The sequence below is a fragment of the Calothrix sp. UHCC 0171 genome (genome assembly GCF_034931845.1).
Lineage (GTDB): Bacteria > Cyanobacteriota > Cyanobacteriia > Cyanobacteriales > Nostocaceae > Brunnivagina.
Window position 1 is genome coordinate 108,378 of sequence record NZ_JAYGHN010000007.1, and the last position, 25,896, is coordinate 134,273.

A 25,896-nucleotide genomic window follows, 5' to 3' on the forward strand; every position below is an offset into this window, starting at 1 on the left:
AAATTGATCTAGAAACTATAATATTTTGCTTGTAGAAAGCTGAGAAACAGGTCTCTTGATCGTAAAGTAGGCTGTTTAAATCTTGACATCTTCCTCCTTTGGTTGGAAATGTTAATTATTTTGATGATAGGGATGATTCTGGATATAGATTTTTACTAACTAAGTCTACAGATTATCTCAAACAGATGGGCTTTGGATGGGTGAAAAGCTAAAAATATATGGGATTCCTGGAAAGATGTTTGTAATCTACTATTAGCGTCCGTGCTACCTTCTGCAATCTCGCTCTTTCAACTCTGAACTGACCCCAATCACAATTGCTTCCCATTCCCGTTGCAAATATTAATTAAGTAATTCTTACTTTTGTTTCATTTTGTATATTTTTACATCGAGCATCTTCATGGTGAGTAATGGCTTTCCAGATAGGGTAAATGCAGCTTTAGTATGGCTACAGATTTATCGTTCAAGCCAACCCTCTGACCGCTAGAAGCACTGATATAAGAGGATTGAGAGGAATTAGCTCAACCCAGGAATAGGGCTAAAATTGTCGAGGAAATTAGTGATTTTGCCGAAAAATTAAAATATTTATCACTAAACCTTCATGCAAGCAAGTTTAAAAATAATAAATCGTATACAAGTGCGTACACAATTTAAGGGAAAATAGCTTTTACCGACTATTTTTTGTGTGTGTCAATGTTTGGGTTGTACACATTGAGGTCAAAGTGGGGTGGCTGATGACGATTTCGCGTCTGCTGCACCTGCGTAACGGATTAACAACCTTATTGGTGGAAACTGTAATTTAGGTTCTGGAATTTATGTTGATTAACTCGCAATCCCCCACTGTGCAAGAAGAAGCACCATCAAAATTTTTACCACCAGCAAATGCCAAAGAGCGAGTCAGCGCTTTCATGCGTCAGTTACAAGACGAAATTACTCAGAGTTTGGAAGTTGTTGACGGTGCGGGTAAATTTCAAGAAGATAGCTGGGAACGTCCTGAAGGTGGTGGTGGGCGATCGCGTGTTTTACGTGATGGAGCAATCTTTGAGCAAGCTGGGGTGAATTTTTCGGAAGTTTGGGGCGACCATTTGCCTCCATCGATTCTGGTGCAGCGCCCAGAAGCAACGGGTCATCGTTTTTATGCGACGGGAACATCAATGGTGTTACACCCACGCAATCCCTACATACCCACGGTGCATTTGAATTATCGCTATTTTGAAGCGGGTCCAGTCTGGTGGTTTGGTGGTGGTGCCGACTTAACTCCCTACTATCCTTTTGCAGAAGATGCAAGTCATTTTCATAAAACTTTTAAACAAGCCTGCGATAAAAATCATTCAGAATATTACCCAGTATTTAAGCGTTGGTGTGACGAATACTTTTATTTAAAACACCGGGGAGAAACAAGGGGAATTGGTGGTTTATTCTTTGATTATCAAAATGGTCAAGGAGAATTGTATCCAACTGCCCATAACAGCGTTTCGCCAACTTACAGTATTGATAGTGAAGCTGCTACCTATAGTCAGAAACTCGGAGCGATCGAACCTCGCGGTTGGGAAGAGTTGTTTGCTTTTATTCAAGATTGTGGTCGGGCATTTTTGCCTGCATACGAGCCAATAGTTGAAAAACGACGCAATATCGAGTATGGCGATCGCGAAAGAAATTTCCAACTTTATCGTCGTGGTCGTTATGTTGAGTTTAATCTGGTTTACGACCGAGGTACAATTTTTGGCTTGCAAACCAATGGTCGGACTGAATCAATCCTAATGTCGTTACCTCCTTTGGTACGTTGGGAATATGGGTACCAACCCGAACCTAATACCCCCGAAGCCGAACTATACGAAACCTTCCTCAAACCCCAAGATTGGGCAAACTGGTCGCCAAGTCAGACCTAAAATCCCTGGGTATAAACCAGAATTAATAGCTGTAGCTTGTTTTTGCAGGCTACAGCTTCAATGTGTCTAAATATTTCTAAATCTTTTGGAGATTGGGTAAAATTTATACGGATTGTGAGTAAATAAATTAGAAAAACTGGATGCTGTCAAAAATACAGGTTATAAAAAATACTAGTGAAGTATTTTTTTTGATGGCTAGTAGCTATCAAAAATCAATCAGTTATATGCAAACTTCAGTAGCTTAAGAGGGTAAGGGGGGATTCTGTGATGATACACATTGACCAAAAAATTTATGCCATCCAAGATGGTAATGATGTAATCGTGCTGACACCATTAGGTCGTTTGGACATTACCACAGCTTGGCAATTTCGCTTAAAGTTACAAGAATGTATTTCTAAGCTGAGTCGTCATGTAGTCGTCAATCTCGGTCAAGTTAACTTTATTGATAGTTCGGGTTTAACTTCCTTGGTTGCAGGAATGCGGGACGCTGATAAAGTTAAAGGTAGTTTCCGAATCTGTAATGTTCATCCAGAAGCCAAGTTAGTTTTTGAGGTGACAATGATGGATACTGTATTTGAAATATTCGAGACAGAAGAGGAGGCTTTAGAGGGTGTACCTCGCAGTTTAGTCTAAGTACCACCTGTGTGCGATCTCTACAAAATTGCCAATTTTGCAAATATTTCCATCAAACCTTAATTTTGTTGATTCAAGTCCACAAGCTCACAACTTCTTTTGACAAAAAGTTTAACTAAAAGTTAAATTGCTTTCTCTTGGTGTAGCGATATGGTCCTAAAATCGCTCCCCAAGTAGCTTTTCCCGAATTTGGGTCTATTCCTTTATCATAAGTTTTTAATTCTTCTTGAGTCACTTCCAACCCTAATGAGACTTGGATTGTGTCCCCCTGGTAAGTGAAAGTGCAACAGGCTTGAGGTGGTGGCGTAGCCAAAAAATGGTAGTGATTTGTAGCCAGTTCACGAACAGAAACGTTTAAAATGCAACCTGGTAGTAATTCTAATTGTTCTGGTGAGAGGTGTTTTAATAAACTTGGGTTATAACCTCCACCAGCTAATGAAAGTGGGTCTTTTGGCATATAGTATTGAACTTGTAATGGCGCTTCGGGATGATTATTTTCTCGCAGTCGCATGATGCGCTGGCGGTAGGGTTGATCAAGTTTGAGTATATTTGCTTGTTCGGCGAATATTGTCAGGCTATCTTCGGAAAATATAGGTAGGGGAATTTGCCATAAACGCAAGTGAACATACCAGACAGGGTTATCGAGTGCCTGTTCGCGATTATCAAATTCACCTGCAAGGTAGTTGGCGAAGGATAGTAGCTGCTGCGAAAGATGCATATTGTGATGTATTATTAAGTTTAGTTGCTTATGGCTAGTAATCAAAATCTCGTTTTTTTGCCAAAGCAAAAAAATTTGCTGAAAATTGTTGTAGCTATAATTATCCTAAATTGTTAGGTAAGTTATCAAGTTTCATCACTAATTGAAACTTAGCAAGTGCAACTTCGCCAACTTGCCAGCACAATAGAAAATGAATACCAGTCGCCCTTAGAATTATTTTTGTGAATAACGTCCGTACTGTTTCCGATACAAAAAAAACTTTCTACGCCCTTCACACCCGTCCGGTTAACACTATTTATCGTCGGGTTACAGAAGAAATGATGGTAGAAATGCATCTACTATCTGTGAATGTTGATTTTAGCTACAATTCAATTTATGGTTTGGGCGTAGTCACTGCGTTTGACCGCTTTATGCAGGGTTATCAACCCGAAACCGATAAAGCCTCAATTTTTAACGCCCTTTGTCAGTCAATCGAAACAAATCCCGAACAGTATCAGCAAGATGCTCACAGATTGCAAGAAATTGCCAAAAGTCTTCCTGTCAAAGACTTAGTTGCCTGGCTGAGTCAAACCCAGCCTCTAGAGCGGGATGGACAATTGCAATCGGAATTACACACTATTGCCAACAATCCCAAATTTAAATACAGCAGGTTGTTTGCGATCGGTTTATTTTCATTAATTGAGGCAGCTGATCCGGAATTGGTAAAAGACGAAAAACAACGTACCGACACCTTTAATGCGATCGCTCAAGGTTTGCATATCTCTGATGATAAACTCAACAAAGATTTGGAATTGTACCGCTCAAACCTAGACAAAATGGCGCAAGCAATGGTAGTCATGGCGGATATGGTAGCAGCCGATCGCAAAAAACGCGAACAACGCTCTCAACAGCAATCACAACAAATTAGTAGCTAGGGAAACAAGGAGAACAAGGAAAAGAAAAAGTGATATTTCTACCCTTGTCTTCCCCTCCCCCCATTAGTTTGTTTGTGGGGTTTCCCCCACTCTCACCATTTTTTACAATTGCGATAGCTTCCTACTTCGTGGAACTAGAAGCTAAACGTAGTCCGTAATGCACCAATGACAACAGCATCGTTATTCTGATTGTGGTCGGGTGCTGTTAGCCAAATGATACCAGGGGTAATGGTAATGTTATCGGAGACTTTGTATTGGTAGAAAGCTTCGATGTGGTAGGAAGTATCTCGGTCTTTACCATATCCATCAATACTAGAACCTGTGACTTTTGGCTCCATCCCTACAATGACACCAGCCAAGTTACCTTTTTTACCCAAGTCAGGGAAACCGAGAGTTACTGCCCAATTCCAAATATCCAGGCTACCACGTTCAACCAATCCACCTTTAGTGGAAACGTTACGGGAATTTGTGTATCCCACCCAACCACCTAAAACAATATTATTACTGATACCCAAGGAAGCCTGTAAACCATAGGAGTTACTGGAGAAGGGTACATCTAAAGCATCTTCTTCACCATTGCCATCAAAGTCGAATGTACTCAATCTAGAAATTGGATTTGCTCGCGAGCTACCAGCACCAAGTTCTTGCTTATAAGAATTAATGTAGGTCAAACCTACTGAAATGCGATCGCTCGGTTTAAAGGTTAATTGGGCTAAAGCTCCGTAAGCGCCATCGGTTAAACCAGATTTTGGTGCCGGATTATTCGACTCACCAGCTAAATATCCTAAACTCAGAGACAATTTATCCCCAAAATTTTGGGTTATCCCTAAGCCTGCGCCATCCATTTGATAGTAAATTGGGTTGCGAGTACCAAAGGTTGACAACGCTCCAAATGCCCCATCACCATCGAAGATATTGATTGTGCTAGTTATATCATCAGCAGCACCAGCATTGGCGATCGCAATTACTTCCGTACTTTTACTCAGAGGAAATTTGTACCATAAAGCATCAATGACTGCATTCATGCTGCCGTCATCACCAGCGAAAAACAAAGAACCTTCCGGTGTCCCAAGTTCGGGATTAAGAATGTTGTTTGCTTGAATCCGCGTAAATAGGGTATCTTCCCCAGAAAAACTAGTAACCAGTTCTATCCGTGCCCTGGCTCCCAAGGTGGTGTTGTTATCATTTTTGGGGCTGACACCATTCACATTGTCACCGCTAAAGACATCGCTAATGACACCAACCACCTGACCTTGCAACTTAGTTGTCGTCGAAAATTGATTCGCTTCTAACTCTGCTGTTCTGACTTCTAATGTATCAACACGTCCCCGCAACGTTGCTAATTCTGCTGAAAACTCTTCTTGCAACCTACGTAACCTGTCTAAATCTTCCTTAGTAACTAAATCACCCGTCGCAGTTGCAATTAATTCATTTACCCGTTCCAAACAAGCATTCAAACCAGCAGCAAACTCGTACCGTGTCATCGCTCGGTTCCCACGATAGGTTGCATTCGGATATCCTGCAATACACCCATAGCGCTCAACTAAGGATTGTAGTGCTTGAAATGCCCAGTCTGTTGGTTGTACATCAGATAGTTGGGAGACCGAAGTCACCTGTGAGATTATGGTTGGTTGGGGAATGTTGCTAGTTAGATTAACTGGAGTGTTTGTAGAATCTTTCGATACTGATAACGCTTCTTGAGCGATCGCGGAGTGACTGCCAAGAAGTATGACTGTTGAATTAACTAGGATAGTTGCAACAAACAGCCCTGGATTAGCAACTAAGAATTTTTGAAAATTTTGCATGATACCCCTAAGATTCCTATTTTATTGACAAAGATGTGCTGTCTGTGGCGATTATTTATTAACAAATAATCTCATTAGATTATCAGATTTGAAGACGTAATTAACTAGATTTTCAATCAAGAATCTAGAATAGGGAATTTTTGACACTGGATGTGAAAAATGCATCAATGCAATGCCAAAGTATTGATTCCAGATAGATTTCAATATGGATTTTAGGTAGTATAGTCTATAGATAATGAGAATAATTATTGCAATAGTATATATTTACATTACAATTAGCTTTGTTGTCAATAGTGACTGTTCTCTGACGAAGAAGGGTAAAAAGGAATGGAAATAAAAAAGACTGTTACTGAAAATCACTTGTTTGTAAACTGGTATCGCCAAAGAAGAATTAATATTCAACCTCGCACCATCAATTTATTGGTGTTGTTTGTCATGGGGTTTGTCGTAGGTTGTAACCAATCCGCTAGTAACCAAGTTACGACTACGGAGACTTCACCTCCAGCCCAAGAAGTGACTGCGACACCTTCAATCACAGCAAACTCAAACAAAAAAAAAGTTGTGACAACGTTCTTGCCGATGTACTGGTTTACTAAAGCAGTAGCAGGAGAAACAGCCAATGTGGAAATCTTAATCAGACCAGGGACAGAAGTTCACGAGTATCAAGCGACACCAGAAAATGTCAAAGCAATTGTAGATGCAGATATACTGGTGAAAAATGGTCTAGGGCTAGAAGAATTTCTCCGAGATACAGTCAAAAATGCTCAGAACAAGAAATTAACAGAAATAGATGCAAGTAAGGGGATTCAAGTTTTGAATAAAACCTCTCCCGTCGAAAAAGTAGTGAAAGAAAAAGGACATGATCATGACCACGAACACGCAGAAGGAAATCCCCACGTTTGGATAGACCCGGTTTTAGCAAAGCTGCAAGTAACTAACATTCGCGATGGTTTAATTACGGCAGACCCAGCCAATAAAGAGATATATACAGCAAATGCAGCAGCATATATTCAAGAACTGGACAATTTGAACAGTGAATTTCAGCAAGTGTTACAAAAAACACCCAACTGTACTTTCATTACCTTTCATGATGCATATCCATATCTAGCCAAGCGCTACAACCTCCAACAAGTTGCAGTTGTGGAGATACCCGAAGACCAACTATCGCCAGATGAAATTCAAAAAGTAATTAATACTGTCAAAAAATATAAAGTCAAAACTCTGCTGGGTGAACCAGGCACAGATAATAAATTGTTGAATAGTCTTTCTAAAGACTTAAATTTGACATTACAAGAAATTGACCCTTTAGAATCAGGTGAACAAAATCCCCAATATTATTTTCAAGCAATGAGAAAAAATTTGCAAAGTTTGGAATCTGCCTGTAAATGAGTTAGGAGTTAGGAGTTAATGGTTAATGATCAGAAGCTATACAACAGTAGCTAATAGTCAATCATTAATCATCATTAACGTGCAATCTATCAATAATTATTTTTGAGCAATGACAATTGATGCTGCTGTTCTGAAAGTCGAAGGTTTAACTGTGTTCCAAGGTAATTATTTGACACTTCGTGACGTTTCATTTGAATTACTACCAGGAACTAACACTGCAATAGTGGGTCCCAATGGTGCGGGGAAAAGTACATTAGTGCAAGCTATTTTAGATTTAATTCCCCATAGTAGCGGTACAGTTAATATTTTTGGTCGTCCGATTTCACGTTTAGGTAATTTGCGTTTACAAATAGGCTACATGCCGCAAAATTTTATTTTTGACCGTAGTTTTCCAATTTCGGTTGGAGAATTAGTTGGTTTGGGATGGGTAAGAGAGGCAAAAAGTGGAAACAGAAACAATAAAAAGCGATTATTACGGAATTTATTTCAGCCGGATCGACAAAAATTAGCAGCAGTGGAAAAGGCTTTGCAACGAACCGATGCATTACATTTACGAAATCAAGCCATCGGCACCCTAAGCGGAGGACAATTCAAACGGGTATTACTTGCTTACTGTTTAGTAATGCCGCGAAAATTGCTAGTATTAGATGAAGCCTTTGCTGGAGTAGACGCACAGGGTACGGCTGAATTTTACGACTTACTAAATGAATTAAAACAGCAAGAAGGATGGACAGTTTTGCAGGTTTCCCATGATATTGATATGGTAAATCGACATTGCGATCGCGTTATTTGCCTGAACCAAACTATAGTTTGTACTGGCAAACCAGAAATTGCGCTTTCACCTCAAAATCTTCTCGCTACCTACGGTCCTAATTTTAGTTATTACCATCACCGACATTGATGCAAAATGAGGGTTAATTGATGAAATTAACCCTCTGAAAATATCACTTAATTAATAAGCATCTTGTAACTCGTAGAAATCAGGGGAAACATAATCTTTACGTAATGGATATCCCACCCAATCTTCGGGCATCAAAATCCGTTTTAAGTTGGGATGTCCTTCGTAAACAATCCCATACATATCGTAAGATTCCCGTTCCTGCCAATCGGCGGTTTTCCAAATCCAGTACACTGAAGCGACTCTTGGATTCTCACGAGGTAGAAATACTTTAATTCGTACTTCTTCGGGTCTGTCAGCGTTATCACTGACCTTAATTAAATGATACATGCTGACTAAGTCTTGTCCTGCTCCCATATCAATACCACACTGGCATTGTAGGTAATTAAATCCGTAGGCATACAAAGCCGTACAAATTGGTAGCAAGAAATCAGCTTCAACTTTGATAATCTCAACGTTGTTACGATCTAACTCCAACGACTCATGTTCAAAGCCATTGTCAGTCAGCCATTGAGACACTTTACCCACTTGTGCTATTGCTTGTTCTTCAGCCACGTTTGGTTGCCTCCCTCTGCTTTTGGGATGTGAGCAGCGCTGGCGGTACGGGCATACCCATGCCTTCAGTTAGTTCTTTGGGTGGGGTGTAGCGAGTATCTGACTGCATATACTTACCAGTCAAAATTGGCTCAACTTGCTTCATGTTATGCATAGTGCTGTAATAGCGGTGAGTTTGTTTAATAACTCCGCGCTCCTGCATCGAATCGTCAGATATTTTCTTCCGTAGCTTAATAATCGCGTCCATAATCGCTTCTGGACGGGGAGGACAACCTGGTAAGTAAACATCTACTGGTATAAGTTTATCCACGCCACGCACTGCACTTGGTGAGTCAACGCTAAACATTCCACCAGTAATCGTACAAGCCCCCATGGCAATCACATATTTAGGTTCGGGCATTTGTTCGTAAAGACGCACCAACTGGGGTGCCATCTTCATCGTGATTGTCCCTGCCGTGATGATTAAATCGGCTTGGCGGGGGCTAGAACGGGGAATTAGTCCAAAACGATCAAAATCAAATCGCGAGCCAATCATGGCTGCAAATTCAATGAAGCAGCAAGCTGTACCAAATAGTAGGGGCCACAAACTCGAAAGTCTTGCCCAGTTATAAAGGTCATCAACGGTTGTTAAAATGACATTTTCCGACAGTTCTTGGGTGACTGTCGGACGCTGAATCGGGTTGAGAATACGCTCTGTTTGCTGCTGGGCGATGTCTTTCGCCGAATTAGCATCTAAGACCATTCCAAAGCTCCTTTACGCCATGCGTAAACTAGGGCAACTACAAGAATTGCGATAAATATTAGCGCTTCAATAAACGCCAACAAACCTAGACGGTGGAAAGCAACCGCCCAAGGATATAAAAATACAGTCTCGACATCAAAGACTACAAAGACAAGCGCAAACATGTAGTAACGAATGTTGAACTGAATCCAGGCTCCGCCAATCGGCTCCATTCCGGATTCATATGTGGTGCGCCGTTCTGGGTTGCGACTGCTGGGTCGCAGGAGTTTTGACGCACTCAGAGCTAGGGCTGGTACTAGGCTACAAATAATCAGGAAGCCTAGAAGGTATTCGTAACCGCTAAGGACAAACACAATATATATCTACCGCCAGAGTGAAATTGAGTGAATTAACCTTGTTACCTTAATTTACATACATTATATCGTCTTGGGATTTTTGAATCTTAGAAAACAGATGCAGAGGTAATTTGAATCGTTTTTGGTTGTGATAGAAAAACCTAACAGTTGTGTCATAATTTGTAACGTATATTTAATATTTCACCTCGCCTGTCAATTACCCATTGCATCTGTAACCATGAGCGAACAAGGTAACGAACCAGCAGTCGAAGCGACTGTTGAGACAAATGTTGAGACAGACGTTGATACGCCTGTGGAAACAACAGAGTTAGACCGCTACGAGTGTCGAGCCTGCGGTTACGTGTACGAACCGAATAAGGGAGATGATAAACGCGATATTGTTGCGGGTACACCTTTTGAGGAGTTACCAATCAATTGGCGTTGTCCAGTTTGTGGTGCGAAGAAAGCAGCTTTTGCCAATATTGGACCTGCTGGTCTCGCATCTGGTTTTAAAGAAAACCTCGGTTTTGGATTAGGCGTAAATAATTTGACTCCAACACAAAAGAATATTTTGATTTTCGGTGGTTTGGGAATAGGTTTTTTACTCTTTATCAGTTTGTATGGTTTGCAGTAAAGAAGTCAGAAACGGGGAAATGTAGAGAGACTAGAGATATATGTGTCAGAGAAAAGGGTAAGTATTACAGTTTACAGTCAATATCCGTAACTCACCTTCTTTAACTCTTTTTCATAACCCCATTTTGTAACCCATACCTCAATTTCATTAGATAAATTTACATCAATACCAACAGAATACTGATGCTGGCAATTTCAAGATTTTGGCGAAAAATATTGGCTGTAGTGGTGGTTGTTTTGGCTTGCGTCGGTTGCAGCAGTGTCCCCTCTACAGGATACAATCCTTGGGAATTAATTTCTGTGCCTACGGAGGCAAAACTACTTGACATTGCCTTTGTAGATGCTTCTCCCCACGGATTTTTGGTAGGTAGCGATTCGACTTTGCTGGAAACAAAAGATGGTGGAAATAGTTGGGATACGATCGCACTCCAACTTGATGAGGAAACTTTCCGCTTTAACTCGGTAAGTTTTTCAGGTAAGGAAGGTTGGATTGTTGGCGAGCCTTCATTAATGTTACATACCACTGATGAAGGTAAGTCTTGGTCGCGCATTCCCCTCAGCGAAAAATTACCAGGTAGCCCGATCAACATTGTTGCTTTAGGTACAAATAAAGCTGAGATGGTCACCAATGTTGGTGCTATCTATGAAACTAATGATGGTGGTAAAAACTGGAAAGCTCAAGTTGCCGAAGCCGTTGGTTTCGTTCGTAATATCAAGCGATCGCCTGATGGTAAATATGTCGCTGTATCGGCAAAAGGTAACTTTTACTCAACCTGGGAACCAGGACAAGCTGCTTGGGTTCCTCACAACCGCAATAGTTCACGCCGAGTCGAAAATATGGGCTTTACCAACGACGGACAAATGTGGATGCTTGCCCGTGGTGGTCAAGTTCAGTACAGTAATCCCGAAAATCCCGAAGAATGGCTGGAAGCACAATACCCTGAACTTTCTACCAGTTGGGGTTTACTAGATTTGGCATATCGCACCCCCGATGAAGTTTGGGTAGGTGGTGGTAGCGGTAACTTGCTACGGAGTGCTGATGGTGGTAAGACTTGGGAAAAAGACCGTGATGTTGAAGAAGTTCCTGCCAACCTTTCTAAAATCGTCTTTTTATCACCCGAAAAAGGTTTTATTATTGGCGATCGCGGTGGCTATTTACTCAAATATCAATCCAATGTTGTATCTGAAGGTAAATCAGCTTAATGGGAAGGTAGTCAAGTTGTGACGCGGTGACGCGGAGATCGGGAGACAAAAAAGAATTGTAGAAAACTTTCATCTCCGCCTCTTCACCCAATCAATATCCGTTAAAAAAAAGTTTTCTGAGAAACACGTTGCAAGTTGTAACTCTTTCTTAACTTTGTAGGATAATAAACTCATTAAGCCATTAAACTATCAACGTTTGGCTCTGAGCTAAGTGTATAATTCTCTCTTAATAAAAGAAAATAAACACTGACTGCGAAATGCCAAAAGCGTTGTCACGGTTTGCGTTCCCACGTTTAAATTATAGGTAGGAAAAAAATGTCAGGTACCACTGGAGAACGTCCCTTTGGGGATATTATCACCAGCATTCGTTACTGGGTAATCCACAGCATCACCATTCCAGCATTGTTCATTGCTGGTTGGTTATTTGTACAGACTGGTTTGGCGTATGATGTTTTTGGTACACCCCGTCCCGATGAGTATTTTACTCAAACGCGGCAAGAAGTGCCCATCGTCAATAACCGTTTTGAATCAAAAAATCAAGTCGAAAAATATATTGGTAAGTAGCCTGAGATTATGACTAGCGGCAATAACATAAACCAACCTGTTCAGTATCCTATTTTTACGGTTCGTTGGCTTGCGGTTCATACCCTCGCTGTACCCACCGTCTTCTTTTTGGGCGCGATCGCGGCTATGCAATTTATTCAACGCTAAGAACACAGCTAGGAGAAACTCATGGATAGATCGCCTAACCCGAATAACCAACCAGTTGAGCTAAACCGGACTTCATTATTCCTGGGTTTATTGCTCGTTTTCGTACTGGGAATTTTATTTTCTAGTTACTTCTTTAACTAGGTAGCTAGCTTGTAAATAAATTTGTTTTTTGTCCTTGTTATTTGTTGTAGCTGAGGGTAGGGTGCTAGCACCTCGATGACAATCACTAACTAACCAAATAACTAGTGACTAAATCATTGTTGTTAATTTTTGTGAAGGGAGGAAAAGCTGTGTCTGGAAGTGGGAGAATTCCCCTGTGGATTGTAGCGACAGTCGCAGGATTAGGCGTGATTACTGTAGTAGGTATTTTCTTTTATGGAGCTTACGCAGGAATAGGTTCTTCAATGTAATCTCATGAGAACCGATTGTGCAACGCTGATGGCTAATTGTATCTACAAATTTAGCTATTAGTCATTAGCATGAAATGATACACATAATTTGTTGCTGGTTGTGAGTAATTTTAATAATTGTTTGAAAATCAGCATTGGAAAAACCGTCTATCTATAAAGGTAGGCGGTTTTAATTATAATTAAACGTCACGGTAAATTATTTAGTTGTTCTAAGGATACAAACCTCTATCCGTCAGAGCCTTCGCCACTCTACCTACACCCAAAGTATAAGCAGCTAAACGCAAAGGAATCTCTCTTTTTCTTGACTGTTCTACCACTTGATGGTATGCGTGAACCATCAAATTTTCCATTTCCCGATTAACCCGTTCCTCATCCCAAAATAGATAGGACAAACCCTGTACCCATTCCAAATAACTCACAACCACACCCCCCGCATTTGCCAAAATATCGGGTAATACAATCACTCCTCGTGCTTGTAAGGAGCGGTCTGCTTCCAAAGTTACAGGACCATTCGCGGCTTCCGCAACTATCTTAGCTTGCACCTGATTCACATTTTCTTCCGTGATTTGGTTTTCCAAGGCTGCGGGAACCAAGACATCACAAGGTAAAGTTAATAATTCTGCGTTACTAATTGCTGTTGCCTGGGGATAACCAATTAAACTTTGGTGGTTCGCCATCATGTAAGCTTTAACTGCGGGAATGTCCAAGCCAGTTTCCGAGTAAATGCCAATTGTACTATTTGATACCGCAACAACCTTAGCTCCGGCTTCGTAGAATAACTGTGCTGCGGCACCACCGACATTACCAAAACCCTGAATTGCCACTCGTGTGCCATGCAAAGATTTACCCAAATCTTTCAAAGCTTCCCTAACAACAATCATTGCACCACGCCCGGTTGCCATTTCCCGTCCCAAGGAACCACCTACGGATAGAGGTTTACCTGTCACCACTCCTGGGACTGCATGTCCAACATTCACGGAATATGTATCCATCATCCAAGCCATTTCGCGCGCGGATGTTCCCATATCCGGTGCTGGTATATCTACGGAGGGACCAATGTCTTTAATTAACTCGCTGATAAACCGCCGGGTAATGCGCTCCAGTTCGCCAACACTATAATTTTTAGGAGCGATCGCAATTCCTCCTTTTGCCCCACCATAGGGTATTCCCAATAATGCACATTTCCAAGTCATCAACATTGCCAAGGCAGAAACTTCGCGTAATGTGACAGCCGGATGGTAACGAATACCACCTTTATAGGGTCCCAAAATATCTGAATGCTGTACTCGATGTCCGGCAAAAACTCGAATTTCACCATTATCTAATTTGACAGGAATCGATACTGTAATTACTTTACGTGGGTTGCTTAAGATTTCTAATATACCTTGGTCTAGCTTTAATTCACGTGCTGCGGCTTCAAGATAGCTACAAGCTTGATCAAATGGGCAAATATGGGCTGGAGTTGGGGTTTCAAGGGGCAACAAGGAAGTCGAAATCATACGTTGCTCTCCTAATAGGAAGTAGATTTATGTGTAGATTGAACAATAAGGAATCGGTTGTTGGCAGTCAGAATTCAGTCTGGAAATTTTGTACGAGTGACGGGATGTCTCAAAGTTTGCATACTCCGCCTTAGAAGTGTTTTGATTCCATCGCTTGATTTATTCTGACTTATGCTGCTTTTCCTTTATATATTCGATTATCCAGCTTTTTTGGAGAAAATGAGATTTTTTGTAAAATTCGTTACAGTTTTTCGGTTTTTAGTTTGGTAATGAAAGTCAAAAAAATGTAGAATCATGAAACCAGAGATACACATAGACGAACACAGGTATAGAATTTATATAATATCTGTGTTCTTTTTCTAAATATTAAGGTGTTGGTACTGGTTTGACATTTTTTGCCTTATAAAAAGTCTCTAAACTTTGTGTATCACCAACAAAGCGCCAGTGCCAGGGTTCGTAACTTACACCTTGAGGATTATTTCTAGGGAAAGATAATTCAAAGCTGAATTTGGCAGCATTTTGTGATAACCATTCGTAAGCCTTGGTTTTCTCAAAATTTTCGCTTAAATTTGTTGCTGGAACATTACCGTCACCAATATCAACTGCATAACCTGTGTGATGTTCACTATAACCAGGTGGTGCAGAGAGTGATGCGCGTTCAGCTGGAGTTTGGTTGCGTTGGGCACCCACGGTAAAGAATAATTGCTTTTGTTCTTGAATCGAGCGGAAAGCAGAAATTGGGACTAAATTCACTCCCGCGCTGCGTGCAGCTTGTTGCATTGCCTGGAATTGTTGTGCAGCTGTTTTCCGCATTCGCAAGCGTCCATTGAGGGAAATAGATGCGAGTTCCGTTTCTGGTGCTTCTGGATAGGGAAAATGCCCCAGTAAGGCATCATTGGTTTTTGCTTGATTATCTCCTGGAATCGGTGATGAGGAGGATGCAGCATTTGTGTTGGTGGAGATAGGTTGTTGATTTGTGTCTTTTTTTTGTGCGGTAATAAAAAAGAGAAATCCACTAGCGATTGCTAGGAATACAAATCCGACAACACCACCCACAATTAGTAGCGGTAATCTGAAGCGACTTTTTTGTGATACATCAGGAGTATCGCGTAACGCTGCTGGAATATCGTCACCAGAACTAGATGATGAATTTTGCGGTTTTCCAGAAAACCCACCGTTATTCAAAGGTTAACTCCTGCTTTTGTTAAATTGCCATAACCGATTGTAGTCTGGGAAATAAATAACGCAATAGATAGTTTGGAATTGGGAATTGGGCAATGGGTAATCAAGCCCAGCTAATTACTTAAGGATAAAATTTTCCATGCCTCCATATCTCCATATCTCCATATCTCTATATCTCTATGTCTCTGCGTCAGCCTTAATAATAAGTCTTTAAGCGTGATATATTGCTCAAGTCGCCAGAAGTGTTTGATTGGCTACGAGAAACGAGAATAGCTACCTTTCTAATAGCGGCTATAATAGTTTGGTATAATCCTAGCCACCACAACATAAAATTACTGTGTCATACAGCGATTTTAAAACTCTTGATCGAGCAATTAATGACTTAAATCTGATTCTTGAGGAAAGTCATAGCTTATTTAGTCAAGTGATTCCAGTTAAGCCATCTCAACGATTGCAAGAAGCCCTCGAAGAAACTTTAGAATTAGCGACTAATATTAGTACGGAAAAGGCAAGGTCTGAATTAATTATTACTCCAATTCTTCTGGAAGTGAGAAGAATGTTTCCCGGTAAAATTGGTTATTTTTCGGGCAATTCATTTAATGTTGACGAAAGTAAGGGACTCACTGGTGTCTGTGATTTTATTTTGACTGCTTCAGAAAACCAGTTATTAATTACTGCTCCAGTCATGGCAGTAGTTGAGGCTAAAGATAATGACATTAAGTTAGGTTTAGGACAATGTGCAGCAGAAATGGTAGCTGCTCAAGTATTTAACGATCGCAAAGGACAATCAAAAACAATTTATGGTGTAGTATCAACTGGTACGCTGTGGAAGTTTTTAATGCTCGAAGCCGAAATCCTCAAAATTGACAGGACTGAGTATTTTATCACCCAACTCGAACAAATTTTGGGCATTTTAGCTGAACCATTTAGGGGTTTAAGTAATTAGGTTTAAGTAATTAGGTTTAAGTAATTAGAATATAGAGGCGCAAGCGATTTCTAAGGAATGTAAATTAAATAAATGCCAAAATTAGGGTGCCATTAGCCCAGCGTCACGCACTATTTCATATTCGTTCAGAATTGTAAGTTATTCAATTCTAGTTCCTCATCAAGTAATTCAAAATTGGATGACTCATCTTTTAGAACTTTACGCCAAGTTAATCGGCTTAGGTTTGATTGGTTTTATTTTGGGGCGAAAACTCCCGGCGGCGATTCCGGCACGTTTAGGACAGTTTTTGTTTTGGGTGGGTGTACCGACAAGTATTGTGGCGTTTTTGCGGAAGACTGATTTATCAGAGCAAGTTTGGATTGCTCCGGCTGTGGCGTATGCTGCGATTTTACTTGGTGCAGTTGTGGCTGTGCTTGTCATCTACTTGAGAAGCACTTGGGCAAACAAAGTGATGTCCAAATCAACCCAGGGTAGTTTAATCTTGGCAGCGATGGTTGGCAATACAGGATATCTCGGTTATCCAATTGTGTTATCCCTGGTGGGGACTCAATATTTTGCTTGGGCGCTATTTTATGATTTACTCGGCACTACTTTGGGCGCTTACGGTTTTGGGGTGGCGCTAGCAGCAAAATTTGGCAACGGCAGTCCAGATAATATTACTAACAGCATTAATAGTAAACAAAATAGCGATCGCTCAAGAGTTCTTAAAGCAATTCTCATCAATCCGGCTTTGTGGAGTTTCGGCTTGGGTTTACTATTACGTCAAGTTACATTACCAAACTTTGCTGTGTCTGGTTTAGATTTTATCGCTTGGAGTGCGATCGCGACATCTCTAATTTTAATTGGGATGCGATTGAGTCAACTCAGTTCTTGGGGAAGTCTCAAATTAGCCAGCATAAGCTTAACGATTAAGATGATTTTTATTCCCTTGATTCTCGGAATTTGTCTACATTATTTTGGGTTGACAGGGAAAATAGCCCAAGTCATCGTTTTGCAAATGGCAATGCCTCCCGCCTTCGCAACTTTGGTACTTGCAGAAACTTTTAATCTCGATCGCGAATTGGCTGTGACTGCCCTAGCCCTTGGCTCCATAGTTCTACTGATAACTCTACCATTTTGGTTGTGGTTTTTTCGATAGCTAAATTCAAAATAAGCTGCTATGATAGTTAGCTTGTGGGAGAAAGATTTTTACAGGAGTAAAAAGTCGCTTGGCGATCGCCTCTTGTGATTCTCAACCTTTCACAACAACCAAATTCCCACGATTTTATGTTTTTTGTAGGTACATCAAAATGGAAGATTTGCGCGATCAAATGGGTGGCAGTTCCGTGGAACACTTGACAATTGGAGCTGCTGTTTTTGACTCAGTTGCAGAGTTCAATACCAGCGAGAATTACTCGAATACTGGACTGGCAATGAAAACAAAAGAGTCAGTATCGCTACAACAAGACAGTCAAGAGAGTTCTCCGGTTATCACAAGTAATATTCCCTTAGACTATATCCCTCAAGACCCTCAGGTTCCCGTCGGCACTCACTGCATGTTAGAGTTATACGGTTGCCCGGCAGACCTTCTCAACGATATTGAGTTTATCAAACAGACTTTAGCAGATGCAGCTGCGATCGCGCGATCGACTTTGTTAGAAAGAATCGCCCATCAGTTCCATCCCCAGGGAGTCACAGCATTAGCACTTTTAGCAGAGTCGCATATTTCGATTCATACTTGGCCCGAAAATGGGTATATTGCGGCTGATGTGTTTACATGCGGTGAACACACAACACCTGTGGAAGCCTGTGAGTTTATTGCTCGCGCGTTTAAATCCAGTAAACATTTACTGATGAAACTTCCCCGTGGTAAGTTTTCACCTACTGTGCAACCACATATTGAGATTATTTAACGATTTTCCGTTCATATAGTCTAGATGTTGAGACGTTACATGTTGTAACGTCTCTAGATTGTTTTCATCTTCAAAATTGGTTTGAGTTGGATTAGATTCAGTTCTGGATGATGAACTTTTTTTAACATCTGCATAAACACCCATTAATTCCCCTATGGATTCAATAAGGTTTTGATTTTACCTGCATTGTCAATTTCCAAAGGGTGAAAAATATGAGATTGTTTAACTATCCAATTTATGCGAATGCAAGCACTCAAATTGTTACTACTACAACCCAAGAAAATCTCTTAGATAATCAACTCAATGTGGAAGTTTCACCTGTAGTCAAGATGGCGGAAACTATTACATCTTTATCTGTCTGCGACTATTTAGGTGGTTTAGGGATAATGTTAATTTTTATAGCAGTTGTCCGAATTATTTCTCAATCCATGAATCCATGCAAACAGTCGCAATCAAAATCGCCACAATCAAAATCACAAAGACAATTAGATGTTGAGTTTTTAGAACGTGTTTGGATAATGAATGCTTCTAAGGTTGAAGATTAGACTTTCATTCTTTATTGGCAATAAATATCATCTTCTCTGTGCCAAAGTCTGCCTAAAGAATCATGTAAAAATAAGCAGTGCAAGCGTCTCGCTTGCAATTTCCCAAAGGTGGGCTTTTCGTCCCCGGAGTTTTCCGTGAAGAACATCTCCCCGGAAACTCCTCTCCGCACTACAATAAATTCATATTTTGCCTTATACAATTTAACTGCACATCAGCTTACTTGTTCAATTTATTTTTACAGGAATACTAATAACTAATGACTGAGTTATTCTCTAATCTCTGCATTGGCTCTGTATTACTGGTGGAATAAAATAGTTACAAGTGGTAGCAAGGCTAAGAGCAGGCGATGCCAAGGTAAAGCAGCGAATTCTGTTGTCGAAGATTCCGGCTGGGCAAGTAAAGCTTCAATACGCTGTTCTAGCTTGTTTCCGTGACTCGAAGAACCCAAAGCGGCACAAAGAATATCAGTAGATATGGGCTGATTGGAAACTACTAATAGTAACGACTCAGCTAATAATAAATTATCAACTCGTGAGGCTGCATAAGCATCGGCACGAATTTCGCGCAAAATTAATAATTCTTGCCACAATTCTTGGGTATTGGGCAACCAAGCAGTACATTCGCGTATCCAACCCAACCAGAAAAACCAAAATGTATCACGATAGTGATAGTGTCCTTGTTCATGTGCTAGTACAGTTTCCAGATGTTCTGGTGAGAGACTTTGCAGTAAACCTTGGCTGATAACAAGTTCAGATTGCCAAAAACCAATTTGTCCGGCAAACATGGCTTGGGTGTTTAATAATCTTGCTGGCTGGATACCAAGTTGAGTTTGGGGATACTGACGAAGGGATTGGATTGACTTCCAGCCTTGGTAAGCGAGTTTGACTAACAGCAGAGAGAAAAACAGCAAACTGATACATGCAAAAGCATAGCCACACCAACCTGTATGCCAAGTACCCATTTTTCCTTGCGTTCCCATACATAGTAGAGCGATCGCAGTGGTAAATATAAGTAGTGGAGGGAACAGGAATAAAAATAATGTTTGTTGCCATCTCGTATTCCAATTACCTTGGATTTTGGTAATGGAACCTCGCATCCCCACAGCAAATGCGATCGCAGCAAAAATGATTATTAGATGCATAATTATTGTTCCTCCCTAGCTTGGCGTGCGGCGGATATACGATTGGCAATGGCTTGAATTTGAGCGTTAGTGGCTTCGTCGAGGCTATCAGCAAAGGCGGCAATCACATCCGGATTACCTACCGCCAAAAATCGCTGTAACTGCTCATGTGCCTTAATTACTTCAGCTTGCTGCTTAGTTAATAAAGGTCGCCAAAAAAACGCTCGTCCACATTTATCACAAGCTAACCAACCTTTCTCCGTCAAACGACGCAACACTGTAGTCACAGAAGTATAGGCAAGTTCGCGGTTAGGATCAGACAAGATGCGATCGTGTACATCTTTAACTGTAGCCGAACCAAGTTCCCAGACAATATTTAAAATTTCCGCTTCCAAGGGACCAACAGATAGTTGTTTGGGACGGTATTCAGGTAAAGGTGACATAGGAGGGGTTATGGATTTAGTTATGGATGTGATGTGAGAATTGGAGGTTTGGGAAAAGATTCAGATAAACAGCCCTTTTCTTGTAATTTAACAAAAATAGTTATGTAAAAGTTATGCATAGGATTACAAATTGCAATAGTTTGCTGAATTTGCTCAAAATGAGCCTTAGCCCTCATTCTCATGGGTTTGAGATGTTTGTGAACCATACATATACTTTAGAAATAATAGTGGTTTAGTTGACAAGATAGGTAATAGTAATAGGATAAGTTGCGCCTTCACACAATTCAGTTGTGGGTAAAACTGTAATTTTAGTGGGTGATATCACCTCCTAAGATGTAATTTCTACAATCTACAATTTAGGTGTATATAGAGCGTGAAGCTATTCGTTTATCACACTCCCGAAGAGACTCCCAGCCATGAAGTGCCCGAATGCGCGATCGCGGTTGATGTATTACGGGCGACAAGCACAATTGCAACGGTGTTGGCTGCTGGGGGTGAAGCAGTACAGGTTTTTAGTGACTTAGATAAGTTAATGGAAGTCAGTGAACAATGGCAGCCAAACAAGCGGCTCCGCGCTGGAGAACGTGGTGGTGGTAAAGTTCCTGGATTTGAACTGGGTAATTCTCCTCTTGACTGTACTCCCGAAATAGTCGAGGGAAAACGTTTATTTATCAGTACCACTAATGGAACCCGGACTTTGCAGCGTATCCAAGATGCCAAGACTGTACTTGCCGCAGCACTAATCAATCGCGCATCGGTGGTACGTTATTTGGTGGATAAACAACCCGAAACGGTTTGGATAGTTGGTTCTGGTTGGGAAGGTAGTTATTCCCTCGAAGATACGGTTTGTGCGGGAGCAATAGCCCACAGTCTTTGTCAGGAGATGAATGCACCTATGGAGAAAATTGCTGGGAATGATGAAGTTGTCAGTGCGATCGCATTGTATACTTCTTGGGAAGATAATTTGCTGGGACTGATGCACCACGCTAGTCACGGACAACGTTTGTTACGTTTAAATTGTCTCGAAGACCTAAAATATTGTTCGCAAACAGATGTTTTAGATGTCTTACCTATGCAGCAGGAACCGGGAGTCTTGAAAAGACACGCTGAATAAATTTGTCGCTCAAAATCTTGACTATATATTTTTTAATTCTACATTTCCCCCTCGATAGCTTAGTCTGGAGAGGGTTTTATTTTCTCTTATTTTTTGATTTGGAAATTTTAAACTTCATAGCTATTTATAAAGTCAAACTTAATCCCAAATAAACCCAACTTCTCATCCAACAAGTAGAATCATGTTCGCTACTTAATCTCAGAAACCGGGTTTATCTATGCATGAGTATGCTGAATATTCACTTTACAAATGGTTGTTAAATTTAGATTTCGATTTAAATATCAACATAAACCTTCACAGCAGCAACAGCAATTAACATATCATCGTTTTTATCATTGAGAACTGGAATTGCCCGACCTTGAACTACCATGCCTCCAGGCTCCAGAATCAATGTTTTTTGCCCAAATGGCAAAACTGCTAATACTTCCTCTGCACGAACCTGTTCTGGGCTAGGAACTGCAACCTGTACTTCAATAATCATTTGATTTGGGTCATCTAAACCAGCTACTTCCCAAATACCCAGAAGAGCATTGTGAGCGATCGCATTTCGCACGGCTCTGGCTGCTGCTACTGTCGGTTCTTGCCCATGCTGATCAATACCCATTCCCATCTCAATGATAAAACACTTACGAGCCACAATTACCTCAATATCATGAAATTATTTATCTTTAAGAGTAAAGGTAAAAGGGACAAAAAGAAAAATATTTTCAATTATCTACTTTCTTGAACTAGAATCGTGCTGGTTTTTGTTAATATCGCTGTAAAATTTGTTATCTGAATAATGAAAATTAAATTCCTTGGCTAAATTTTTCGTTTACATGATGATTAAATTCAATTTCCAACTATTAAATCTCAAATTAATCTTGAAAAAGCCTATCTTAATTAGTGCTATATTTCTGGGAGGAGCTTTTTTAATTTTATATCTTTGCCTATCAACTAGTTTACTAAGAGCTAGAGTCATTCATGTGGACGATTTAATTAAAAGATTTTCAGAGCAAGAAGCACAAAATCAGTTAGAGACATTTAAAAATACCCCACTTCAAAAAATCACTATTCAAAGAGGTTTTAATTCCGACAAAGGAATAGATACTCGCTGCTCTTCCTGGTCTGTTGAAGCTGTTGGTAGTGGCTGGACACCAGATTCCCAAGACCATGATTTTTATGTTGATTATTATGTACCTCCAAACACAAAAGCAATAATTTGTACTACGCCAGCATTGGCAGGTGCATTAACTGCTCACAGTGATAAACCTTTTTTGTACGAGGTGTATCCAACTCAATATGGTTTAATGATTCGGATTGTTATCGGCATATCTGAAGTTAGAGATACATGTGAAAAATTAACTGGTAATGTCAATTGTGCTAACTCTCTTTTGAAGCAACAAGCGATCGTTCGGTATGAGCCTTTATAAATAAAGAATAAATGATTTGTTGAGATTTGCTATTTATGGTAAGATGGAAGCTATCAAAAGTAGAAATTCCGACTAGTTCCTATACTATCTCCAAAGTTATAAAATAATATAGTAATTAATTAATCCTAAATTAAATTATTGCTGAATTTGCAAGTCATAAATAATTATCTCAAATATTTATTGTGATTGAGATTAAAACTTAACTATAAACCAAAGTTTGAACGATGCAAGTTTACTGTACTCGTCCACGAGGTAGGGAGCAACCTCCACATATCAACCATGTTGAAGAAGACTATTTAAATAATGGGAAAATCCAGCAGAGATATTGTTCTACTTGCGGTATGCCCTTAATTATCAAAAATAGATATGTGGCATTAAGTGAAAAAGGTCAAGGTGGTTTTGGTAGAACATTTGTTGCTTTAGATTTAGATTCACCTGGAGAAACACTAGCACAAAAACGCTACAGGATTCTCAAACTTTTACATCCAAATACCCAACTATCTCCAGCAGCCCTGCAATTAGTCGAGCGTTTATTTAAAGAAGAAGCAGAAGTTTTAGAGGAATTACGACACAATCAAATTCCTCGACTTTATGCATTTTTTGAATTATCAGTTGCAGCATACCCCCAATCTTATATACAAGATAATCAGAATTTTACAAATAACGAACAGAAGCTATTTTATCTAGTTCAAGAATATATTCAAGGTCAAGATTTAGAGAAAGAATTATTACATTTACGTAGTCAAGAAAACAGAAATTTTTCCGAAACAGAAATTTTAGAAGTGTTATCTGAAATATTAGGAATCTTGAAATTCATTCATGCAAATCCGAAAAAGCCACTGATTCATCGAGATATTAAGCCATCTAATATTGTACGTAATGGGCGGGATAAACAGCTTTATCTAATTGATTTTGGTGCAGTGAAGCAGGTTGTACAAGTTGTGGAAGAGGGTGCTGATTCTAGCGAAACTGTAATTATCTCTCCGGGCTTTTCTCCCCCAGAACAAGTACATGGGAAGACTGTTACATTTACTTCAGATTTATATTCTTTAGCTGCTAGCTGTGTATGCTTGTTAACTGGTGCAAATCCCCATAGTTTTGATATTCCCTTTAATTTAGAAAAATGGAAAGTATCTGCAAATATTAGTCCAAAATTAACAAAGGTTCTGAATAAAATGCTAGAACCAGACCCCAAAAATCGCTATCAATCTGCTGATGAGGTACTTACAACTTTACGTCGTGAAGGTATTATTGAAGTTGAGAAATCAAAGGATAAAATCATTTGGTGGTGGGGATTGCTGGGAATTACAGGATTAGGTTTATTACTAACTTTAATCTGGCTACTAATTAGTGAACTTCAAAAACCACCTCTTCCGGCTCTTTCCGCAGAATATTTTACTCGTGGTGAAAAGTCCTTACTAACCCCAGATATTCCTCAAAATGTTAAAAATAACGTCAACTGTCAGGATGCTTTTGCTAAAAAAGATGCCGGGATGAAAGACTTTGGCGCACAAAAGTATCAAAGTGCCGAGAAAAATTTTGAGGAAGCAATTCAATTATTTAAGAAAGGGCTGCAAAGTAATCCGAAAACTTGTTATGTAGACCCAGAAACAGTAATTTTTTGGAATAATGCGAAGGCAAATAATAGTAGCAAAGCTCCATTAACAATCGCTACTGTAATTCCAATCGATGGGAAGCAGGAGGAATTAAGAAAATTTAGCGAACAATTGTTACGGGGTGTGGCTCACCAACAAGGTAATTTTAATCAAGTAAATATTCATCAAGTCAATAATTCAACTAACAATAGCACGCCAGGTTTGAATGGCAGATTGATGGAAGTTGTGATTGCAAGGGATAATAACAACCAGGAAATTAGCCAACGAGTTGCGAAACATATTATTAATAACCAAATTCCCGGTGATACTCGATTTAAGGGTCGAAATATTCTCGCAATAGTAGGTAATTTTACAAGTAAAGCAATTTTAGCTGGGGCAGAAGAATATCATGGGAAAATTGTCGCTGTATCTCCCAGTAGTACCGCAGTTCGACAATTTCAGAAAACACCAGATTCGGATTACGAATATAAATTGAGTAAATATGTGTTCCGAATTGCCCCAAATGATGCGATCGCAGCTAAGGATTTATCTAGATATATCAAAGGTAAAATTAGTCAGAATCCCACAAATAATTCTGAGAAAATTACAATATTTTTCAAATCTGGAGAAATATATAGTAAGTCTTTAAAAGAATCTTTAGCCAAAAAATTTGATGCTAATGATTTGATGTTTTGTGATTTATCTCAAACAATTATTCGAGACTGTCGAAATCTCCTACAAAATGCCAGCTTTTTAATGCTTTCTTTAGGAATTGGTGATGCAAATCTTGTATTTTCTGCTCTCCAAATCAGCAAAGTCCCATCTCTGGGAGGAGATGCTTTATATAGCGATGATAAAATCACTGCTGATAGTGACGAAAATCTCAACGAAAATCTAGCGAATAAAGCTAACAATCTTGTTTTAGCTATACCCTTTGATGTTGAATTTGCACCTCAGTTTTTTAAAGAAGAGTCTAAACAACTGTGGGGAACGCAAAGAGTTGGCTGGAGAACTGCTGCAACCTACGATGCCCTCCAAGTCATTATCGATGGTTTACAACGACAAGGTAATAACCCAACCCGCCAAGGATTATACGATGTCTTAAGCTCAGAATCATCACCCTTTCAATCCTCTGGTGCTACTGGGGCAATTGAATTTGACAATCAGAGCGATCGCCTAGTAAAACCTGAAGATGACGATAGACTTGGTGTTTTAGTTCAAGTTAGAGACAGCAAATGTAAACCGGAAGACAAGGACGACGGTGCTAAATATCGCTTTTGTCCCATTTAACCATAAAATACATCACCAAATGCAT

Annotated in this window: 28 protein-coding genes; 18 read left to right on the forward strand and 10 right to left on the reverse strand. The window is 39.9% G+C overall.

All coding sequences use genetic code 11. The features are described from left to right. Positions 1-812: 812 nt before the first annotated feature. Both hemF and VB733_RS07875 read left to right on the forward strand, forming a co-directional pair. Positions 813-1,886: an oxygen-dependent coproporphyrinogen oxidase gene (gene hemF / locus VB733_RS07870; protein ID WP_323339523.1), complete on the forward strand. Its 1,074-nt coding sequence runs from the start codon at positions 813-815 to the stop codon at positions 1,884-1,886. Positions 1,887-2,153: 267 nt separating this feature from the next. Beyond that, complete coding sequence (locus VB733_RS07875) at positions 2,154-2,519, forward strand: STAS domain-containing protein (protein ID WP_096614520.1); 366 nt, start codon at positions 2,154-2,156, stop codon at positions 2,517-2,519. A gap of 115 nt (positions 2,520-2,634) precedes the next feature. Here VB733_RS07875 and VB733_RS07880 read toward each other — a convergent pair whose 3' ends face one another. Next, positions 2,635-3,237, reverse strand: coding sequence for a chromophore lyase CpcT/CpeT (locus VB733_RS07880; protein WP_323339525.1), 603 nt, complete (start codon positions 3,235-3,237; stop codon positions 2,635-2,637). Positions 3,238-3,458: 221 nt separating this feature from the next. On the opposite strand from VB733_RS07880, the gene psb29 reads away from it, so the two are divergent. Then, complete coding sequence (psb29, locus tag VB733_RS07885; RefSeq protein WP_323339526.1) at positions 3,459-4,151, forward strand: photosystem II biogenesis protein Psp29; 693 nt, start codon at positions 3,459-3,461, stop codon at positions 4,149-4,151. A gap of 134 nt (positions 4,152-4,285) precedes the next feature. On the opposite strand, the gene VB733_RS07890 is transcribed toward psb29, so the two are convergent. Next, a complete protein-coding gene (locus tag VB733_RS07890; protein WP_323339527.1) occupies positions 4,286-5,956 on the reverse strand; it encodes an iron uptake porin in 1,671 nt (556 codons plus the stop codon). Between the two features lie 435 nt (positions 5,957-6,391). Here VB733_RS07890 and VB733_RS07895 point away from each other — a divergent pair, with 435 nt between their 5' ends. Then, the gene (locus VB733_RS07895; RefSeq protein WP_323339614.1) at positions 6,392-7,345 is read left to right on the forward strand and encodes a metal ABC transporter substrate-binding protein; all 954 of its coding nucleotides are present in this window, start codon (positions 6,392-6,394) and stop codon (positions 7,343-7,345) included. A gap of 109 nt (positions 7,346-7,454) precedes the next feature. Beyond that, the gene (locus tag VB733_RS07900; RefSeq protein WP_323339528.1) at positions 7,455-8,246 is read left to right on the forward strand and encodes a metal ABC transporter ATP-binding protein; all 792 of its coding nucleotides are present in this window, start codon (positions 7,455-7,457) and stop codon (positions 8,244-8,246) included. Positions 8,247-8,297: 51 nt separating this feature from the next. Here the strand turns inward: VB733_RS07900 and VB733_RS07905 are convergent, their stop codons facing one another. The 3 genes from VB733_RS07905 to ndhC are packed head-to-tail and all read right to left on the reverse strand — an operon-like array spanning position 8,298 to position 9,893. Then, positions 8,298-8,798, reverse strand: coding sequence for an NAD(P)H-quinone oxidoreductase subunit J (locus VB733_RS07905; RefSeq protein ID WP_416336300.1), 501 nt, complete (start codon positions 8,796-8,798; stop codon positions 8,298-8,300). After that, the gene (locus VB733_RS07910) at positions 8,791-9,540 is read right to left on the reverse strand and encodes an NADH dehydrogenase subunit K (RefSeq protein ID WP_323339529.1); all 750 of its coding nucleotides are present in this window, start codon (positions 9,538-9,540) and stop codon (positions 8,791-8,793) included. Before VB733_RS07910 ends, VB733_RS07905 begins: the two co-directional genes overlap by 8 nt. Next, positions 9,531-9,893, reverse strand: a complete 363-nt coding sequence (ndhC, locus tag VB733_RS07915; RefSeq protein WP_096614526.1) for a photosynthetic/respiratory NAD(P)H-quinone oxidoreductase subunit C — start codon at positions 9,891-9,893, stop codon at positions 9,531-9,533. Before ndhC ends, VB733_RS07910 begins: the two co-directional genes overlap by 10 nt. A 220-nt stretch (positions 9,894-10,113) precedes the next feature. On the opposite strand from ndhC, the gene VB733_RS07920 reads away from it, so the two are divergent. The 6 genes from VB733_RS07920 (at position 10,114) to VB733_RS07945 (ending at position 12,832) form a co-directional block, all read left to right on the forward strand. Continuing rightward, complete coding sequence (locus tag VB733_RS07920) at positions 10,114-10,509, forward strand: rubredoxin (RefSeq protein ID WP_323339530.1); 396 nt, start codon at positions 10,114-10,116, stop codon at positions 10,507-10,509. Between the two features lie 182 nt (positions 10,510-10,691). Next, positions 10,692-11,711, forward strand: coding sequence for a photosynthesis system II assembly factor Ycf48 (locus tag VB733_RS07925; protein WP_323339531.1), 1,020 nt, complete (start codon positions 10,692-10,694; stop codon positions 11,709-11,711). A gap of 315 nt (positions 11,712-12,026) precedes the next feature. After that, entirely contained in the window at positions 12,027-12,275 is a 249-nt protein-coding gene (gene psbE / locus VB733_RS07930; protein WP_096614529.1) for a cytochrome b559 subunit alpha, read from the forward strand. 9 nt (positions 12,276-12,284) lie between these two features. Continuing rightward, positions 12,285-12,422 carry a cytochrome b559 subunit beta gene (gene psbF, locus VB733_RS07935; protein ID WP_096614530.1) on the forward strand — a complete coding sequence of 46 codons (138 nt, stop codon included), beginning with the start codon at positions 12,285-12,287 and terminating at the stop codon, positions 12,420-12,422. 21 nt (positions 12,423-12,443) lie between these two features. Next, positions 12,444-12,563, forward strand: a complete 120-nt coding sequence (locus VB733_RS07940; RefSeq protein ID WP_323339532.1) for a photosystem II reaction center protein L — start codon at positions 12,444-12,446, stop codon at positions 12,561-12,563. Between the two features lie 149 nt (positions 12,564-12,712). Beyond that, the gene (locus VB733_RS07945) at positions 12,713-12,832 is read left to right on the forward strand and encodes a photosystem II reaction center protein J (RefSeq protein ID WP_096618353.1); all 120 of its coding nucleotides are present in this window, start codon (positions 12,713-12,715) and stop codon (positions 12,830-12,832) included. Positions 12,833-13,041: 209 nt separating this feature from the next. Here the strand turns inward: VB733_RS07945 and VB733_RS07950 are convergent, their stop codons facing one another. Next, positions 13,042-14,331, reverse strand: coding sequence for a Glu/Leu/Phe/Val dehydrogenase (locus VB733_RS07950; protein ID WP_323339533.1), 1,290 nt, complete (start codon positions 14,329-14,331; stop codon positions 13,042-13,044). 366 nt (positions 14,332-14,697) lie between these two features. Beyond that, on the reverse strand, positions 14,698-15,516 hold the full coding sequence (locus VB733_RS07955; RefSeq protein WP_323339534.1) for a M15 family metallopeptidase: 819 nt from the start codon (positions 15,514-15,516) through the stop codon (positions 14,698-14,700). 334 nt (positions 15,517-15,850) lie between these two features. On the opposite strand from VB733_RS07955, the gene VB733_RS07960 reads away from it, so the two are divergent. The 4 genes from VB733_RS07960 (at position 15,851) to VB733_RS07975 (ending at position 18,896) form a co-directional block, all read left to right on the forward strand. Continuing rightward, positions 15,851-16,459, forward strand: coding sequence for a hypothetical protein (locus tag VB733_RS07960; protein ID WP_323339535.1), 609 nt, complete (start codon positions 15,851-15,853; stop codon positions 16,457-16,459). A 178-nt stretch (positions 16,460-16,637) separates the two neighbouring features. Then, entirely contained in the window at positions 16,638-17,597 is a 960-nt protein-coding gene (locus VB733_RS07965) for an AEC family transporter (RefSeq protein ID WP_323339536.1), read from the forward strand. Between the two features lie 151 nt (positions 17,598-17,748). Continuing rightward, positions 17,749-18,351: an adenosylmethionine decarboxylase gene (gene speD / locus VB733_RS07970; protein WP_096614535.1), complete on the forward strand. Its 603-nt coding sequence runs from the start codon at positions 17,749-17,751 to the stop codon at positions 18,349-18,351. 212 nt (positions 18,352-18,563) lie between these two features. Continuing rightward, on the forward strand, positions 18,564-18,896 hold the full coding sequence (locus VB733_RS07975; RefSeq protein WP_323339537.1) for a hypothetical protein: 333 nt from the start codon (positions 18,564-18,566) through the stop codon (positions 18,894-18,896). A gap of 296 nt (positions 18,897-19,192) precedes the next feature. Here the strand turns inward: VB733_RS07975 and VB733_RS07980 are convergent, their stop codons facing one another. After that, positions 19,193-20,038: a M56 family metallopeptidase gene (locus VB733_RS07980; RefSeq protein WP_323339538.1), complete on the reverse strand. Its 846-nt coding sequence runs from the start codon at positions 20,036-20,038 to the stop codon at positions 19,193-19,195. Positions 20,039-20,040: 2 nt separating this feature from the next. After that, the gene (locus tag VB733_RS07985; RefSeq protein ID WP_323339539.1) at positions 20,041-20,460 is read right to left on the reverse strand and encodes a BlaI/MecI/CopY family transcriptional regulator; all 420 of its coding nucleotides are present in this window, start codon (positions 20,458-20,460) and stop codon (positions 20,041-20,043) included. 373 nt (positions 20,461-20,833) lie between these two features. On the opposite strand from VB733_RS07985, the gene VB733_RS07990 reads away from it, so the two are divergent. Further along, complete coding sequence (locus VB733_RS07990; protein WP_323339540.1) at positions 20,834-21,574, forward strand: 2-phosphosulfolactate phosphatase family protein; 741 nt, start codon at positions 20,834-20,836, stop codon at positions 21,572-21,574. 274 nt (positions 21,575-21,848) lie between these two features. Here the strand turns inward: VB733_RS07990 and VB733_RS07995 are convergent, their stop codons facing one another. Continuing rightward, positions 21,849-22,211 (reverse strand): Lin0512 family protein, encoded by a 363-nt coding sequence (locus VB733_RS07995; RefSeq protein WP_323339541.1) that lies wholly within the window; start codon positions 22,209-22,211, stop codon positions 21,849-21,851. A gap of 226 nt (positions 22,212-22,437) precedes the next feature. Here VB733_RS07995 and VB733_RS08000 point away from each other — a divergent pair, with 226 nt between their 5' ends. Together VB733_RS08000 and VB733_RS08005 are read left to right on the forward strand one after the other, a co-directional pair. After that, positions 22,438-22,986, forward strand: a complete 549-nt coding sequence (locus tag VB733_RS08000; protein ID WP_323339542.1) for a hypothetical protein — start codon at positions 22,438-22,440, stop codon at positions 22,984-22,986. A 224-nt stretch (positions 22,987-23,210) separates the two neighbouring features. After that, complete coding sequence (locus VB733_RS08005) at positions 23,211-25,871, forward strand: bifunctional serine/threonine-protein kinase/ABC transporter substrate-binding protein (RefSeq protein ID WP_323339543.1); 2,661 nt, start codon at positions 23,211-23,213, stop codon at positions 25,869-25,871. The last annotated feature ends 25 nt before the right edge of the window (positions 25,872-25,896 follow it).